The following is a 15,968-nucleotide window of genomic DNA, read 5'->3' as shown; positions in this document are numbered from 1 at the left end:
GCCCGCGGAGCGCGTGTCCTGAAACGGCGAAGGCGCGGGACCTGGAGCCAGGTTCCGCGCCTTCACCCAGGGGAGAGGGGTGGTTACGCCGCCGTGATGTTGTCGTTGGCGGCCTTGGCCTCGCGCAGCTTCACGCTCACCAGCTTGGAGATACCCGGCTCCTCCATCGTCACGCCGTAGAGCGTGTCCGCCACTTCCATGGTGCGCTTGTTGTGCGTGATGAGGATGAACTGCGACTGCTTGCTCATCTCCTTCACCATGTCGTTGTAGCGGCCCACGTTGCCCTCATCCAGCGGGGCGTCGACCTCGTCCAGGAGGCAGAAGGGCGTGGGCTTGATGAGGAAGATGGCGAAGATGAGCGCCACGGCCGTCAGCGCCTTCTCGCCGCCCGAGAGCAGGTTCATGCTCTGCAGCTTCTTGCCCGGCGGCTGCGCGACGATCTCCACGCCCGGCTCTCCACCCTGCCCTTCGTTCGTCAGCACCAGGCTCGCCCGCCCGCCGCCGAACAGGCGCGGGAAGATGGCCTGGAACTTCTCGTTCACGATGTCGAACGTCTGCTTGAAGCGCTCCCGGCTCGACGCGTCGATGCGACGGATGGCCTCCTGCAGCTTCTCCATCGAGTCCGACAGGTCCTTCTTCTGCGTGAGCAGGAACTCCGAGCGGCTCGTCAGGTCCGCGTGCTCGTCGATGGCCGTGAGGTTGATCTCCCCCATCTTCTCCACCTGCGCGCGCAGGTCCTTCAGCTCCTGCTCCGTCTCCTCGTTCAGCGACGGCAGCAGGTGGTACTTGTGCACCTCCTCCTGCAGCTCCGCCCCGTGCCGCTCGCGGATGCCCGCCACCAGGTGCTCCAGCTCCAGGGCGATCTCCCGCTCGCGCAACGTAATCTGCGACAGGCCCTGGGTGAGGCCCTCCAGCTTCGTGCGCAGCTCGCGCAGCACGTTGTCCTGCTCGCGCACCTCGGTCGAGGCCGTGCCGTGCGCCGTGCGCCGCGACTCCAGGACGCCGGCCGTCACCGCGAGCTCCTCGGCCTTCTTGGCGCGCTCGGCCTCCGTCTCGGAGATGCGGCGCTGGAACTCCTCCACGCGCGAGGAGCCCTCGCGCACCGTGGACTCCAGCTTGCGCACCCGGTTGGCCATCTCCTCCTTCTGGGCCAGCAGGCTCTCCAGCTCCTTGCGGGCCGCCTCGCCGCGCTCGCCACCGGCGGCCACCTTCACCTTCAGGGTGGTGAGGTTGTTGGTGGCCGTCTCCGCGCGCTGCTTGAGCGACTCCAGCTCGCCCACCAGCTGCTTCACGCGCTCCTCGCGCGCCTCGCGGTCCGCCTGACCGTGCGCCACCTCGCCCCGGCTGTTCTCCTCCTCGTGCGCCAGCCCGTCGTACATCTGCGTGAGCTGCGCCTCGTCGGAGTCCAGCGCCCGGAGCCTGTCGCGCACCCGCGCCAGGTCCTCGCTGGCCTTGTGCAGGTCCTTCTCCTGGCTGGCGAGGCTCAGCTCCTCGGCGTGCTGGTTCTTCGCCAGCCCCTTGAGGACGTCCTCGGTGTCCCCCATCTGCTTCTGCAGGGTGTAGTGCCGGGTGAGGATCTCGTTGTAGCGCTCCTCGACCCGGGCGACCTCGGTGGCCAGCTCGACGATCTCGCGCTTCTTCTGCAGGGCGCCCACGGCGGCGCCCTCGCGCTCTCCGCCGATGATGGTGCCGTCCGGGCGGAACACCTCACCCTCCAGGGTGACGAGCGTGCACGCGGAGCCCTCGGCCTCGGCGTAGGCCTTGGCCACGCCCAGGTCCTCCACGATGACCACGTCCCCGAGGAGCAGCTGCACCACGGGCTTGAGCGACTCCTCGCACGTCACCTCGTCGAGGGCGCGGGCCAGCACGCCGGAGCGGGACACGTCCGGCTGCACGGCGGAGGGCACGCGTTCGAGGGGAGGTACCGGCAGGAAGCTGCCGCGGCCCTCGAGACCGGCCTTGAGGTACTCCACCAGCTCCACGCCCTTGTCGCGGCTCTCCACGACGACGTGCTGCAGGCGCTCGCCCAGCACGGCCTCCACCGCACGCTCGTAGCGCGGCGTGGTGGAGATGACGTCGGCCACCAGACCGAAGATGCCCTGCTGGCGGGCCTCCTCGCCGGCGCGCACCATCACCGCGCGCACGCCCTTGTCGAAGCCCTCGTAGTCCTTCTGCAGGGCCTCCAGCGAGGCGAGGCGGCTGCGCTTGTCGCTCAGCTCCTCGCGCAGGCCGATGACCTGGACCTCGTTCTCCATGAAGGCCTGGCGCGTGCGCATCAGCGCCTCTTCCTCATGGCCCTTGCGCTCGGCGAGCTCCATGGAGAGGTGGCGGCTGTCCTCCACCCGGCGGGCCACGTGCTGGCGCGCGTCCTCGAGCTGCTTCTCCTGCTCGCGCAGCGCATCCGCCTCGGCGCGGTTGCGGGCGCGGCGGGACTCCAGGTCCGTCTTCTGGCGGGCCAGGTTGACGAGGTTGCTCTCGTGGTTGGCCAGGCGGCTCGCCACGGTGACGACGGCGGCCCGCTCCTGCTCCAGGCGCAGGGAGATCTCCGCCTGCAGCTGGCTCACCCGGCGCAGCTCCTCCTGCGCCACCTTCATGGAGACCTCGTCCTCCTTCCACGAGCCGGCGATGTTGCTCAGCTCGGACTCGCGGGAGGCCATGGTCTCGGCCAGCTCGGACTGGCGGGAGCGGACGTTGTGCAGCTCGGTCTCGGACTGCGCCACCCGGGCGCTCGTCTCCTCCAGGTCCTTGCGCCAGTAGGCCAGGTCCTGGTCGGCGCGCTGCACGGCGCTCTCCAGCGTGTGCACCTCGGCGGAGAGCTTCTGCAGGGCCTCGGTCTCGGACTCCAGCGAGGTGCGGCGGTTGGTGATGACCACCTCCAGCTCGCGCATCTTCTCGAGGTTCTCGCGCTCCTCGCCGCCCAGGCTGCTGAGCTTCTCCACCAGCACCTTGGACTCGGCGTGCAGCTCCAGGAAGCGGTGCGAGGCCGAGTGCAGATCGATCTCCCGCATGCGCGCCTTGAGCTTCTTGTACTTCTCGGCCTTCTTGGCCTGGCGCGACAGGCTCTCCAGGCGGCGCTCCAGCTCGCTCGTAATGTCCGTGACGCGCAGGAGGTTGGCCTGGGTGGCCTCCAGCTTGCGCTCGGCGGCCTTGCGGCGGGACTTGTACTTGGTGACGCCGGCGGCCTCTTCAATCAGGTTGCGCCGGTCCTCGGGCTTGCTGGAGACGATGAGGCCCACGCGGCCCTGCTCGATGATGGAGTAGGCCTTGGTGCCCACGCCGGTGCCGAGGAAGAGCTCGGTGATGTCCAGCAGGCGGCAGGTGGTCTTGTTGATGAGGTACTCGGACTCGCCGCTGCGGAAGAGGCGGCGCGTCACGGTGACTTCCGGCAGGCCCGAGAGGTGGACCGGGAGGGTGTCGGTCTCGTCCACGTGGAAGGTGAGCGACACCTCGGCCATGGACAGGGGCGGCTTGGACTCCGAGCCGTTGAAGATGACGTCCTCCATGCCGCGGCCACGGAGGTTCTTGGCGCTCTGCTCGCCCATCACCCAGCGGATGGAGTCCACCACGTTCGACTTGCCGCACCCGTTGGGGCCGACGATGCCCGTGACGCCGTCATCGAACGTGAAGACGCTGCGCTCCATGAACGACTTGAAGCCGGTGATATCCAGGCGCTTGATTCGCATGTGAAACGTGCTCCCGAGAGGTGAGCGAACGGGCGGGGAAGCGTTCCGGAGGCCGAAAAATCGGCCTCGGAGCGATCAGACGAGTAGCACGCTGGATCTCAGCCGATCAAGCATGACCCTGCCATGCGTGACGATATGCGAGCAGGCAAGCATGGCGCCCACCGGCCTGACGACCAGGGGGTTGTAAGGGCGAGAACAGACCCTACCCTTCCTCAATCGTTTCCACAGGCGACCTGGGTTCAGGCCCCTGCTCGCTCACTCGCTCCTCGTGTGAGCTTTCGCGGCGTAGCAGACCGGTCTGACATGGCCGCTCTCCAGGCGAGCGAGCTGGCTCGTTTCGGGCTACGGACTGCTACAGGTCGGATCATCGAAGCCGTCTCCGGCGAGCGTCCGCGTGCGCAGTCGGCCCGGACACCTGTGCAACCCGCTGTACACAGCGCGGGGCGCGCGCCCCCAAGTGCCGGAACTTCCAGCAGGGCACGTTCCTGGCCCGTCCACTGCATTACAGAGCGGCATGTTCGCGACCACGACTTCCCTCGCCCTGGCGGCACTGCTGACCCTCACCCCGCAGGATGCCACGACCTCCGAATCCCCGGCCCCCGCCGCGGAGGAGACGCCCGCCCCCGCCGAGTCCCTGTCCACCGAGACCCCTCCGCCGGAGTCGGGCAAGCGGGAGCTGTCCCGCATCACCCTGAAGGACGGGCAGGAGCTGCACGGCGTGGTGCTGCACCAGGACGACAAGGTCGTGGTGGTGGAGCTGGCGGATGGCGATCGCATGGAGCTGCCGGCCCGGCAGGTGAAGGACATCACCGTCGAGCGCAACGCCCAGGTCCGGGAGAATGGGGAGATCTGGTTCCAGGATCCCAACCGCACCCGCTACCTCTACGCCCCCAGCGGCATGATGCTGCGCCAGGGCGAGGGCTACTTCTCCCAGAAGGAGCTGTTCTTCTCCTCGATGAGCTACGGCCTGACGGATCACATCACCGTGCAGGCCGGTGCGGTGCTCCCGGCCTGGCTGCTGGGTGCGCCAGGTTTCAACTTCATCGGCGGCGTCAAGGTGGGCGGCTCGGTGGGGGACAGGCTGCACCTGGCCGTCGGTGCGCAGGGCCTCTTCCTGCCTGGTTTCGGCGGAACCACGGGCGGCGCGGTGGGCTTCGTCTTCGGAACGGCCACCTACGGCACGGCGGACGCGCACCTGTCGCTGGGCCTGGGCAAACCCTTCACGCTGTTCAACGGCGGAGGGGGCCTCGACAGCAGCGTCATCGGCACGCTCAGCGGCAACGTGCGGTTGAGCCAGCGGGTGGCGCTCGTCACGGAGAACTGGCTGCTGGCGTCCTCCGGCGTGAGCGTCAACGGGCAGCTCCCGATGCTCAACTCCCTGGCGGTGCGCCTCTTCGGCGAGAGCTGGGCGGTGGACCTCGGCGGCATCTACGTGCCGGGCTTCCCCATCCCCGTCCCCTGGCTGGACTTCTCCTACAACTTCGGGTGAGCCGGGCAGGACGGCTCAGGAGGCCTCGGGCACCGCAGCGGTCACCGGGGGCTTGGGGCTGGCCTGGGGCTCCACCGTCACCCGCACCACGCGCGGCCCCTCCACCTCCTCCACCTGGATGCGCCACATGTCCAGCTTGAGCGAGTCCCCCTTCTCGGGGATGCGTCCCAGCCGGGCCATGATGTAGCCGGCGATCGTCGACACCTCGACGTCCTCGTCGTCGATCTCGAACGAGACGTCCAGGCGGTCCTCGAGGTCATCCAGCTGGGCGGTGCCCGGCAGCTCGAAGCGGCCGCCGGGCAGGGCGCGCACCTCGTCCACCCGCCGGCCCAGCTCGGCCACGTCGCCCACCACCTCGGCCACCACGTCCGCGAGCGTCACCAGCCCGGAGGTCCCGCCGTGCTCGTCCACCACCAGGGCGATCTGCCGGCGGCGGCGGCGGAACTCGTTGAGCAGCTGCTCCAGCGTCACGTGCTCCGGGATGTAGAGCACCGGCCGCTGCACCTGGGCCAGGCTGCGCAGCTCGCCCTTGGACAGGAGGAAGAAGAGGTCCTTCACGTTCACCACCCCCTCCACCTCGTCCATGTTGCCCCGGGCCACCGGCAGCCACGTGTGGCCGGCCGCGCGCGCGTCCGCGACGCACTTGTCCAGCGGCTCCTCCACGTCCAGGAACTTCACCTGGTTGCGCGGCACCATCACCTGCCGGGCCGTCTTCTGCGCCATCTCCAGCGAGCGCTCCAGCAGCTCCGCGCGCGCCGTGGTGATGGCGCCCGCCTGCGCCGAGCTGTGGAGGATGACGCGCAGCTCCTCCTCGCTGTGGGCCTCCTGGGACTCGTGGGCGCCATGCAGCCCCGCCACCCTCAGCAACCACCCCGCCACGCCATTGAGCAGCCAGATGGCCGGGTAGAAGACGAAGTAGAAGAGCCGCATGGGCAGCGCCACCGTCAGCGTCGTGTCCTCGGCGCGCTGGATGGCGAAGCTCTTGGGTGCCAGCTCTCCCACCACGATGTGCAGGAAGGTGATGATGGCGAAGGCGATGGCCACCGCCACCGAGTGGGCCAGCGTGGGCCCCGCCGCCTCGGGCACCAACCGCGTCAGCACCGGCTCCAGCAGGTGAGCGAACGCCGGCTCACCCAGCCAGCCCAGGCCCAGCGACGCGAGGGTGATGCCGAACTGCGTGGCGGAGAGGTAGGCGTCCAGCTTCTCCACCATCTTCAGGGCGGCGCCAGCACCCGGCCGGCCCTCGTCCACCAGCGCCTGCAGGCGTGTCTGGCGGACCTTCACGATGGCGAACTCCGTCGCCACGAAGAACCCATTCGCGAAGACCAGCAGGATCGCCAGTCCGAGGAAGACCCATTCCATAGAGAGAGCTCAGACGCTCAGAAGAGCGCCTCGAACTCGGGGTCGCCCTTCAGCGCGTCGAACATCGTATCCGTGGCCAGCCAGCCCTGCACTTTCTGGCGATCCGCGGCCACGGACTTCTGCAGGTAGGTCAACGCTTCGGCCCGCCGGCCCCAGAGCGCGTAGAGGGCGGCCAGGTTGTAGTTGAGCAGCAGATCGTCCGCGTTGAGGGCGCGCGCCTTGTCGTAGGAGCGCTCGGCCTCGGCGTAGAAGCCCTTCTGGGCGTAGCAGATGCCCAGGTCCAGGTGCGCCTCGAAGTTCTCCGCCTCCAGCCGCACCACTTCCTTCAGCTGGGTGATGGCCGAGCGGTAGTCCCCCTCGTCCATGAGCAGCGCGGCGAGCTCGTGCCGGGGGAAGGCGTCCTGCGGCTCCAACTCGATGGCCGTCTGCAGCTCGCGCATGGCCTCCTCGATGCGGCCCTGGTCCGCGTAGGTGAGGCCCAGGTTGAGGTGCGCGTCCGGGTACTCCGGGTCCAGCTCGATGGCCTCGCGGTACTCGGTGACGGCCATCTCGGCCGCGTGCGAGGAGAGGAAGCAGGCGAGGTTGTAGTGCGCGGTGGGGCTCTCCGGCTCGAGCTTGAGCGCGGTGAGGTACTCGCCGAGGGCCTCGCGAAAGAGCTTCTTCTCCGCGTAGACGGTGGCGAGGTTGTCGTGCGCGTGGGCGGAGTCCGGATCGAGATCGATCGCCTTCTTGAACTCCTTGATCGCCTCGTCCAGCCACCCGCGGTCGGCCAGTTCGATGCCGCGCGAGTTGTGCTCGTCGGAGAGCGCGATGTTGTCCTTTTCCCTGGCCATGAAGTCGCGGGGCAATCTACGCGCCGCCTCTCTGGGGGCGCAAGGAAGAGTCATGCCTCCCGCCAAGGGCTCGGCGGGTCCACCCTCAGGCTGCCCCGAAGGGTCCGCCCCAAGGGAGTCCGGCGCAGGAAAGGGGTGCTCGCCCCCTCCCCCGGAGACCAGGGGAGGAGGCGGACAGCGAACTACTTGCGGCGCTCGCGCGCGCGGCGGCGCTTGAGGGCCGCCTTCTTCGTGGAAGCGCGATTGGACACCTTCTTCTTGCTGCGGTTTCCCTTCTGGGCAGGCATCTTCTGGTACTCCGTATGAGCGGAAGTGGGCCGCAATGGCGGCAGCGAACCGTCCTTTTTTCACGCTCCCGGCCCGGAAGTCCACGGAATTTCTTGACCCCGTCCGGCCTTGCCAGTGGCCGGACAACGGGGCACAACCCCCACCCAGACCGATGATTGACAAACTCGAAGAGGTAGAGCGCAAGTTCGAGCGCCTCACCGCCGACCTGTCCAACCCCGACATCATCTCCGACACGGCCAGGCTGCAGCGGGTCTCCAAGGAGCGCGCGGGCCTGGAGAAGCTGGTGGAGGCCTTCCGGGCCTACCGCAAGGTGCTCGCCGACCTCAAGGAGGTCGAGGCCTGGCTCGGCAGCTCGGACCCCGACGAGAAGGCCTACGCCCGCGAGTCCCTGCCCGGCCTCAAGGCCCAGCGCGACGAGATGGAGGCCGAGCTGAAGATCCTCCTGCTGCCCAAGGATCCCAATGACGACAAGAACGTCATCCTGGAGATCCGCGCCGGCGCCGGGGGAGACGAGGCGGGCCTCTTCGCCGAGGAGGTCATGCAGATGTACCTGCGCTACGCCGAGCGCAAGGGCTGGAAGGCGGACATCCTGGACATGAGCCCGGGCAGCGTGGGCGGCGTCAAGGACGTGTCCATCACCCTGTCGGGCGACGGCGTCTACAGCCACCTGAAGTACGAGTCGGGCGTGCACCGGGTGCAGCGCGTGCCGGCCACCGAGGCCCAGGGCCGCATCCACACCTCCACCATCACCGTGTCGGTGATGCCCGAGGCCGAGGACGTGGACATCAAGATCAACCCGGCGGACGTCGAGATGCAGGTGATGCGCTCGACGGGCTCGGGCGGCCAGAGCGTGAACACCACCGACTCCGCGGTGCGCCTCATCCACAAGCCCTCCGGCATCGTGGTGAAGTGCCAGCAGGAGAAGAGCCAGACGAAGAACCGGGCCATGGCCGAGCGCATGCTGCGCGCCAAGCTCTATGAGATCGAGCAGGAGCGCATCCGCAACGAGCGCGACTCCATGCGCCGCGGCCAGGTGGGCACCGGCGACCGCTCGGAGAAGATCCGCACCTACAACTTCCCGCAGGACCGGCTGACGGATCACCGCATCGGCCTCACGGTGCACAACCTGCCGGCCATCATGGGCGGCGGTGTCGAGGACGTCATCACCGCCTGCCGCACCCACTACCAGGCCGAGGCCCTCAAGCAGCAGATGGGCGGCGGTCCCGGCGCGAGCGCATGAGCGGCGAGAACTGGACCGTCCGCAAGATCCTCACCTGGACGACCCAGCACTTCGAGAAGCGCGGGGTGGACGCGCCCCGGCTCACCACCGAGGTGCTGCTCGCCCACGCGCTGAAGACGAGCCGGGTGCGCCTGTACGTGGACCTGGATCGGCCGCTGGAGAAGACGGAGCTGGCCACCTTCCGCGCCCTCATCGAGCGGCGCATGGCGGGCGAGCCCACCCAGTACCTCACCGGCGTGCGCGAGTTCTACAACCGCCCCTTCAAGGTGGACGCGCGGGTGCTCATCCCCCGGCCGGAGACGGAGCTGCTGGTGGAGGCCGCCCTGCACAAGCTGCCCAAGGACGGCCCCGGCACCGCGCTGGACGTGTGCACCGGCTCGGGCTGCATCGCCATCAGCCTGGCGGCCGAGCGTCCCCAGGCCACCGTGGTGGCCACGGACCTCTCCGCGGACGCCTGCGCGCTGGCGCGGGAGAATGCCCAGGCCCTGGGCGTGGCCGAGCGGGTGACGGTGCTCCAGGGCAACCTCTTCGCTCCCCTGCCCCCGGACGCCCGCTTCGACGTGGTGGTGTCCAACCCGCCCTACATCGCCACGGCGGAGATCCCCACCCTGTCGGCCGAGGTGCGCCGCGAGCCCCACATGGCGCTGGACGGCGGGGCGGACGGGCTGGTGCTCATCCGCAAGGTCATCGAGGGGGCTCGCCGCGTCCTCAAACCTGGCGGGCTGCTTGCAATGGAGATCGGCGAGACTCAAGGCGATGCCGTGAAGGCCCTCCTCCAGGCCGCGGGTTACGACGACGCGCGGGTGGAGAAGGACCTCGAGAGGCGGGATCGCCTCGCATTTGGGACACAGCCCGTGGCCAGCCAGCCACAGGGGTGAGACGGAGCAGATGGACAAGATCATCGTGAAGGGTGGCCACCCGCTGCAGGGCGAGGTGGTCGTGTCGGGCGCGAAGAACGCAGCGCTTCCCATTCTCGCCTCGGCGCTGCTGGCCGATGGCAAGAGCGTCTACCGCAACGTGCCGGACCTGGCCGACGTGGTCACCATGCTCAAGGTGCTGGAGACCATGGGCTGCGGCACCGCGCGGCTCACCGGCCGCCACAAGGACGTGTGCGAGGTGGCCATCGAGGGGCCCATCACCCCCGAGGCCCCCTATGACCTGGTGAAGACGATGCGCGCCTCGGTGCTGGTGCTCGGCCCGCTGGTGGCCCGCTTCGGCCGCGCCCGCGTGTCCATGCCCGGCGGCTGCGCCATCGGGGCCCGCCCCATCGACCAGCACCTCAAGGGCCTCAAGGCCCTGGGCGCCGAAATCACCCTCACCGAGGGCTACGTCGAGGCCCGGGCCAAGCAGCTCAAGGGCGCCACCGTCAACTTCGACGTCATCACGGTGACGGGCACGGAGAACGTGATGATGGCGGCCGTGCTGGCCAAGGGCCGCACCGTGCTGGAGAACTGCGCGCGCGAGCCCGAGGTGGAGGAGCTTGCCCGGGTCCTCAACAAGATGGGCGCCCGCATCCAGGGCGCGGGCACCTCCGTCATGACCATCGACGGGGTGGACTCCCTCAAGCCCGTGGAGCACGCCATCCTCCCGGACCGCATCGAGGCCGGCACACTCATGGTCGCGGCCGCCATCACCGGCGGTAACGTGCTGGTGAGGCACGCCCAGCCCGAGAACCTCGAGGCCGTCATCCTCAAGCTGCGCGAGACGGGCTGCACCATCACCGCCGAGGAGAGGGGCCTGCGGGTGAAGGCCCCCAAGGTCGTCAACTCGGTGGACGTGAAGACGACCGAGCACCCGGGCTTCCCCACGGACATGCAGGCCCAGCTGATGGGACTGATGACGGTGGCCAGCGGCACCTCGGTCATCTCGGAGAGCATCTTCGAGAACCGCTTCATGCACGTGCCGGAGCTGCACCGGATGGGGGCGGACATCACCATCCAGGGCCACACGGCGGTGGTGAAGGGCGTCAAGAAGCTGTCCGGGGCCCCCGTCATGGCCACGGACCTGCGCGCCAGCGCCTCGCTCGTCCTGGCGGGCCTGCGCGCCGAGGGCAAGACCGAGGTGGCCCGCATCTACCACCTGGACCGGGGCTACGAGCGCCTGGAGCGCAAGCTGCGCAAGCTGGGAGCGGACATCCGCCGGGTCAAGGCCTGAACCCGGGCCTGGGGGGCTCCCAGGGTTGCGTGTGTGAACACATCGCCCCAGTTGGGTTGCATCTGAAAAATCATGCGACCTATCATTCTCTGAACGTCCGGGGAGGCAGGCTGGCTCTCCGGACGCACCCCACGGGAGCGCTGCTCCCCCCTACAGGAGAATGACCCGCCCCATGAATTGCCCCGGTTGCAGCGTCGAGATGGCCGAGCTCGAAGGCGACCATGAGACGTTGCGGAAGTGTGGAGATTGCGGCGGGCTGTGGATCGACGTCGCGGATCTGAACCGGATCCTCCTCCACAACAACCTCCCCGGGCTGGAGAGCCAGGGCGGGAAGGTCGACGCGGAGGCTCTCACCGGCCAGTGTCCCGAGTGCCAGGTGGACCTCATCCGGGTGGACGGCGGTGACCGTCAGCACCCGCTCCACTACGACACCTGCGAGTCTTGTGGCGGCATGTTCCTCGAGTCGGAGTTCGCCGACGCCACGGACGCGAAGGTCGCCGAGCAGGAGATCATCGACTTCTTCCGTCACTTCAGCGCGAAGAAGAAGACCGCCATCGGCTGAGCGACCCCTCACCCGAGGGTGTCCCCTCCACCAGCCCCCCCTCCGGGCCCGTCGTACCGCCGGGCCGGGAACGCCCCAGCTACGTCCTCTCCTCCCTTCCCCTTCCCGGGATGAAAGCGCCAGCTTGTCTGTTGGCGAACCTTGACACCCGGGCGCCAGGGGATTGAGTAGGCGCTCGAATGCCAAGAGGGAACGGAATGCGACGTCTGGGGTGGGTGTGGCCGTGCGCACTGCTGCTCGCCGGCTGCCCGAACGGTTGCTCGAACAAGGGCGCCGAGGAAGCGGACGCCGGACCGGTCGTCACCGGGCCCGAGCTGTTGAACGAGACGGAGCCTAACGATCGGCCGGAGCAGGCCGTCGCCCTGGGCCGGGACGCGACGGTGAGCGCCAGCCTGGGCGCGGATCCGTCCAAGCCCGACGAGGACTGGTACCGGCTCGCGCCCAACAGCCCGCGCGTGGCGGACGTGAGCGTCTCCGGCCTGCCCGGCGGAGACGTGCTGCTGGAGGTGTACGACGCCCCCGGTGTCCGCAGTGCCAGCATCAACAGCGGAGGCGACGGCAAGCCCGAGCGCTTCCCCAACCTCTACGTGGAGCGCGAGCGCTGGGTGCGCGTGGCCTCGGCCCGCAAGGGCACCGGCGGCGCCTATACGCTTGAGCTGCGCTACCACACGCCCGAGGACGGCGTGGAGCGCGAGCCCAACGACCGGGCCGTGGACGCCACGCCCATGCAGTTCGGCCAGGCGGTGGCGGGCTTCATCGGCCACGCGGCCGACGAGGACTGGTACCGGCTGGAGCTCCCCGAGCCGCCTCCTGGCGCCACGCCGCCCCCGGCTCCCGCTCCCGCTCCGAGCCCGGCGGACCCCACCGGCGCCCAGCCGCCTCCCGCCGAGGGCCAGCCCCAGGCCCCCGAGGAGACGGCGGCTCCGGGTTCCTCCGAGGCCGCTGCCCCTCCCGAGGGCGTGGCCAACGCGCCCACGGCCGAGGGCGCTCCCGCCGAGCCCGGTGCGCCGGCGCCGCAGCCGGGAGGCTTCCAGGTGCCCGTGCCCGTCCCGGGCCAGGGTGGCCTGCAGCCCGTGCAGGAGGAGGCTCCCGCGGTGGCGCTGAAGATCGAGCTCACCGGCATCGAGGGCGTGCGCGCGGAGCTGTCGGTGCTCTCGGCGGCGGAGGCGCCCCTCTTCGTCACGCCCAGGGGCAAGGAGGGCGAGGGCTACTCGCTGCGCAACATCGGCGTGAGGGCGAGCGATCGCGTCGTGTACGTGGTGGTGAAGAGCGGCTGGGTGGGCACGGGCAAGGAGGCGAAGCGGGGCTTCAACTCGGAGAAGTCCTATACGCTCACCGTGACGCAGGAGGAGGCCGGGGCCAACGCGGAGCTGGAGCCCAACGACGAGCTGTACAAGGCCACCACCCTGCCAACGTACGGCTACAAGGAGGGCTTCCTCTCGCCCAAGGGCGACGTGGACAACTTCGTCCTGAAGACGGCCGAGCCGGTGCTCGCCAAGGTGGAGCTGTCCGGCGTGGAGCGCATGGACCTGGAGCTGTCCGTGGTGGCGCCTCCCGAGGGCGAGGGCCAGAAGGAGACGGTGCTCCAGCGCGCCAACGACGGTGCCATCAAGGAGCCCGAGCGCCTCAACAACGTGGCGTGCAACGGCACCTGCTACTTCAGGGTGCAGGGCGCCTCGCGCAAGGTGGACAACAAGTGGGTGCGCGACTACGAGAACGCGGATCAGCCCTACCGCATCTCCGTCACCACCGTGCCGGATGACGGCAGCCAGGAGCGCGAGCCCAACAACACCCCGGACCGCGCCATGGAGCTCACCCCGGGCAAGGCCGTGCGCGGCACCGTCTATCCGCTCAAGGACGTGGACTACTACCGGCTGGACTTCTCGGACCGGCCGGTGCGCACGCCCATGAAGGTGACGCTGCTGGGCATCCTCAAGGTGGACGTGGGGCTGTACCTGCACCGCGTGGGCGAGGACGGAAAGCTGTCACTCGTGCAGACGTCTGATCGCGCCCGAGGGGACCAGCCCGAGGTCATCCGCTACAGCGCCGAGCCCGGCGTCTACATCCTGGAGGTCCGCGACGCTCGCAACCGCGAGGCCAACTTCCAGGATGCCTACCAGCTGACCATTGAGGAGGGCGAATAACCCCCTCGCTACTTCTCGTTGACAAGCCGCGTCCTGGCCCCTACTTTGAGACTGCTTGCGACGCGGTGGTAGCTCAGCTGGTAGAGCACGAGCTTCCCAAGCTCGGGGTCGCCGGTTCGAACCCGGTCCGCCGCTCTCTGTGAGGCCGGCAATTTCTCGGACGTCCGAGGGATTGCCGGCCTCTTGTTTTTCTGCGCCAGATGCGCCGCATGCGCATTCCCGCTCTTCTCTCCACGATGCTCGCGGTGCTCCTCCTGGCGTCCACTGGATGCGAGGACGGTGAAGGCAACGGCACGGGTGGCCCGTCCAACGGTGGCGGGAACGGTGGCGACGTACCGCTCCCCGGGCTGCAGTCCATCGTCGTCGAGCCCGCGGACCAGGTGATGCTCATCGAGGCCGGGAAGACGCCCGCCTCGCTCACCTACCGGGCCACGGGCGTCTTCGAGGGCGGCGCTCAGCGCGACATCACCGCGCAGGTCCGCTTCTCGGTGGACAACGGCTTCATCGGCGGTTTCTCGGGCAGCACCTTCACCACCTACAAGAACCAGGGCGGTGTGACGACGGTCTCCGCCCTGGCGGGCACCGTGCGCGGCACGACGCAGGTGTCCGTGAAGCTCCAGGCGAGCGTGAAGGATCCGGGCTCCTCCTCCCTGCCCGCGGACGCGGCGGCCCCCTTCTCCGGCCCCTCCAGCGACACGCGCAAGCCGGACCTCGTCTACCCCAACGACGGCGTGCTCATGCCGCCCAACATGCGCGGGGCCGAGCTCCACTTCCTGCCGGGCACCGGCAACACCCTCTTCGAGCTGGCCTTCCAGAACGCCGTCACCGACATCAAGGTCTACCTGCGCTGCACCCAGCCGATGAATGGCGGCTGCATCTACCGCCCGGACGACTCCACCTGGCTGTGGCTCACCCAGACCAACCGCGGCGGCGAGCCCGTCTCCATCACCGTGCGCGGCACCAATGACGCGGGCGTGGCGGTGGGCACGTCCACGCCGCTCTCCGTCTCCTTCGCGCGCGATGACCTCACCGGCGGCCTCTACTATTGGACCACCTCCAACGGCTCCGCCATCATGCGCTTCGACTTCTCGAGCGCCTCGCAGCTCACGGGCGAGAAGTTCGCCGGCCCCGAGGTCGCGGGCAACGAGTGCATCGGCTGCCACGCGCTGTCGCGCGACGGGAAGAAGCTGGTCGCCGAGGCCAACGGCCAGAACTCCGGGCGCCTCGTGTTGATGGACGTGGGCAGCAAGACACTGCTGGCGCCCTACAACGCGGGCGCCAGCTCTCCGGACAAGAGCATCTTCGAGTCGTGGAACCCGGACGGCTCGCAGTACGTGGGCGTCTACGCGGACGCGGGCGCCACCGACTTCAACCTGATGCTCTTCGATGGCAACACCGGCAAGCAGACGCAGAGCCTCGCCGGGACCGGCTCCAGCACCGAGCCGGTCACCCACCCCGACTGGTCCCTGGACGGGCAGAAGATCGCCTTCGTGAAGATGGGCGTGAAGGGCACCAACCAGCGCTTCGGCAAGGGCGCCATCCAGATGGTGGGCCGCACCGGCTCCGGCTGGAGCGCACCGGTGACGCTCGCGCCCGCCGTGGACGGCAAGAACCGCTACTACCCGGCCTTCTCGCCCGACAACTCGTTCCTCCTCTTCAATGAGTCCACCTGCCCGAGCGGCACCACCTCCGGCGTGGACTGCAACGCGGACAGCGATCCCTCGGCGCGGCTCTTCGCCGTGAAGGCGGAGGCGGGCGCCCCCCTCATCGAGCTCGCCAGCGCCAACGCTCCCGGCAAGCGCGACAGCGGAGCCAATCTCACCAGCTCCTTCCCCAAGTGGGCGCCCTTCCTCTACCAGCGCACCCGGGAGTCGGCCTCGCGGCTGCAGTGGTTCACCTTCTCCTCCAGCCGCCGCTACGGGCTGCGCAACCCGCTCCCCGGCGGCGGTGAGAACCCCAACGGCACGCTGCTGTGGATCGCCGCCGTCGACCCGGACAAGGTGGCGCTCGGCCAGGATCCGAGCTACCCCGCGCTCGTGCTGCCCATCCAGGACATCACCACGTCCAACCACATCGCCCAGTGGACGAAGGTGATCGTCCCCGTCATCCGCTGAGGGCCTCGGCGCCCGGGAACCCGTCACAGCCAGCCGGTGTCCCCTCTGTCTCCTGAGGAGGGGTTGCCGGCCATGTCTTGTCCCGTGTCATTTCGAGCA

10 protein-coding genes and 1 tRNA gene are annotated in these 15,968 nt (G+C 69.1%); 8 read left to right on the top strand and 3 right to left on the bottom strand.

Annotated elements, in window-relative coordinates:
• Positions 1-83: 83 nt before the first annotated feature.
• The gene (gene smc / locus NR798_RS16560; protein ID WP_375772441.1) at positions 84-3,683 is read right to left on the bottom strand and encodes a chromosome segregation protein SMC; all 3,600 of its coding nucleotides are present in this window, start codon (positions 3,681-3,683) and stop codon (positions 84-86) included.
• A 514-nt stretch (positions 3,684-4,197) separates the two neighbouring features.
• Between smc and NR798_RS16555 the strand changes: the two genes are divergently transcribed.
• Positions 4,198-5,172 (top strand): hypothetical protein, encoded by a 975-nt coding sequence (locus tag NR798_RS16555; protein ID WP_375772440.1) that lies wholly within the window; start codon positions 4,198-4,200, stop codon positions 5,170-5,172.
• Between the two features lie 15 nt (positions 5,173-5,187).
• Here NR798_RS16555 and NR798_RS16550 read toward each other — a convergent pair whose 3' ends face one another.
• Both NR798_RS16550 and NR798_RS16545 read right to left on the bottom strand, forming a co-directional pair.
• The gene (locus NR798_RS16550) at positions 5,188-6,534 is read right to left on the bottom strand and encodes a hemolysin family protein (RefSeq protein WP_375772439.1); all 1,347 of its coding nucleotides are present in this window, start codon (positions 6,532-6,534) and stop codon (positions 5,188-5,190) included.
• Between the two features lie 17 nt (positions 6,535-6,551).
• The gene (locus tag NR798_RS16545) at positions 6,552-7,367 is read right to left on the bottom strand and encodes a tetratricopeptide repeat protein (RefSeq protein ID WP_375772438.1); all 816 of its coding nucleotides are present in this window, start codon (positions 7,365-7,367) and stop codon (positions 6,552-6,554) included.
• Positions 7,368-7,806: 439 nt separating this feature from the next.
• Between NR798_RS16545 and prfA the strand changes: the two genes are divergently transcribed.
• The 7 genes from prfA (at position 7,807) to NR798_RS16510 (ending at position 15,869) form a co-directional block, all read left to right on the top strand.
• Entirely contained in the window at positions 7,807-8,895 is a 1,089-nt protein-coding gene (gene prfA, locus NR798_RS16540) for a peptide chain release factor 1 (RefSeq protein ID WP_375772437.1), read from the top strand.
• On the top strand, positions 8,892-9,773 hold the full coding sequence (prmC, locus tag NR798_RS16535; protein ID WP_375772436.1) for a peptide chain release factor N(5)-glutamine methyltransferase: 882 nt from the start codon (positions 8,892-8,894) through the stop codon (positions 9,771-9,773). The genes prfA and prmC overlap by 4 nt, the downstream gene beginning before the upstream one ends.
• Positions 9,774-9,783: 10 nt before the next feature.
• On the top strand, positions 9,784-11,049 hold the full coding sequence (gene murA / locus NR798_RS16530) for a UDP-N-acetylglucosamine 1-carboxyvinyltransferase (protein WP_375772435.1): 1,266 nt from the start codon (positions 9,784-9,786) through the stop codon (positions 11,047-11,049).
• Between the two features lie 172 nt (positions 11,050-11,221).
• Positions 11,222-11,611 carry a zf-TFIIB domain-containing protein gene (locus tag NR798_RS16525; protein WP_375772434.1) on the top strand — a complete coding sequence of 130 codons (390 nt, stop codon included), beginning with the start codon at positions 11,222-11,224 and terminating at the stop codon, positions 11,609-11,611.
• A gap of 197 nt (positions 11,612-11,808) precedes the next feature.
• A complete protein-coding gene (locus tag NR798_RS16520) occupies positions 11,809-13,755 on the top strand; it encodes an ABC transporter substrate-binding protein (RefSeq protein ID WP_375772433.1) in 1,947 nt (648 codons plus the stop codon).
• A gap of 62 nt (positions 13,756-13,817) precedes the next feature.
• Positions 13,818-13,890: transfer RNA gene (locus tag NR798_RS16515), tRNA-Gly, on the top strand.
• Between the two features lie 74 nt (positions 13,891-13,964).
• On the top strand, positions 13,965-15,869 hold the full coding sequence (locus tag NR798_RS16510; protein WP_375772432.1) for a TolB family protein: 1,905 nt from the start codon (positions 13,965-13,967) through the stop codon (positions 15,867-15,869).
• Positions 15,870-15,968 lie beyond the last annotated feature (99 nt).

The sequence above is a fragment of the Archangium gephyra genome (genome assembly GCF_042230915.1).
Taxonomy (GTDB): Bacteria; Myxococcota; Myxococcia; order Myxococcales; family Myxococcaceae; genus Archangium; species Archangium gephyra_B.
The sequence above is the reverse complement of the archived record's forward strand: the minus strand, read 5'-3'. Positions and strand labels throughout refer to the sequence as shown.